Annotated in this window: 2 protein-coding genes; both read right to left on the reverse strand. The window is 49.1% G+C overall.

Annotation, left to right across the window (positions count from 1 at the left end; all coding sequences use genetic code 11):
- Positions 1-492 (reverse strand): IS66 family transposase zinc-finger binding domain-containing protein (locus TAMC210_RS13175; RefSeq protein WP_217267415.1); only part of this gene is annotated, 492 nt, incomplete at its 3' end.
- Between the two features lie 80 nt (positions 493-572).
- On the reverse strand, positions 573-820 hold a 248-nt coding region (gene tnpB, locus TAMC210_RS13180), incomplete at its 5' end, for an IS66 family insertion sequence element accessory protein TnpB (protein ID WP_173299276.1).

Here is an 820-nt window from a genome sequence, read left to right on the forward strand (position 1 = left end):
GCGGCAGGAATAAACGTAGCGCACGTGTTTAACTACTTTCACTTGGGCCGGGATAATTTTGAGCTCCTGCCGCACTTCGGTGCTCATTTCATGTAAGGGACCGCCACAGCAGGGACAGACCCTTTCTCCTTCCAGTAGGCGGTGTTCTACCACCTCAACCGGTAAATCTTCCAGGTTCATCTCCCGGCGAATGCGCCCTTTACGGCGCTGGTAGGTGATGGTCTCCAAATCCGGTTCAGCTTCCTCCGGCCGGGCTTCCACTTCCGCCTCATTAAAAAGCAAAAGCTGTTGCTCTTTTAGTGCTTCAGTCCGCTCGCTGGAAGAACCGAATTGCCGCTTTTTACTTAAACGGAACTGCTCCATAAACCAATTTAACTTGGCGGTAAGTTCGGCGTTCTCCCGTTCCAGCTGCATACATTGTTGTTCCAATTGAGCACAGTGCTCTCGCAGTTCTTCTATGGTCATGGTAGCTATAGACTTAGCAGTGTCCATGCTTTAATAATTCGACGAATCAGCCCAAATTCCTCTAGAATAAACCATAAGGTGAAAATATTTCTTCCTGATGCTTTATATTACAAGATGGTGCGTGCTTTTACCTCAGGATGGGCTTTAGGCTGGTTTAAGGGAAGGCCATCGAGCAACCAGCGCAACTCCCGGCGGCTTATGGTGATGGTGGAAGAAGTAGTGTCTTGCGGCCATATGAATTTGCCCTTCTCCAGCCGGCGGTAATAAAGCCAGAACCCGTTGTGTTCCCAGTGGAGGATCTTTAGTTTGTCCCTCTTACGGTTGCAGAAAACAAAGAGGCAAGAAGAGAAAGGGT

The organism is Thermanaeromonas sp. C210 (genome assembly GCF_013167955.1).
Classification (GTDB): domain Bacteria; phylum Bacillota; class DSM-521; order Neomoorellales; family Neomoorellaceae; genus UBA12545.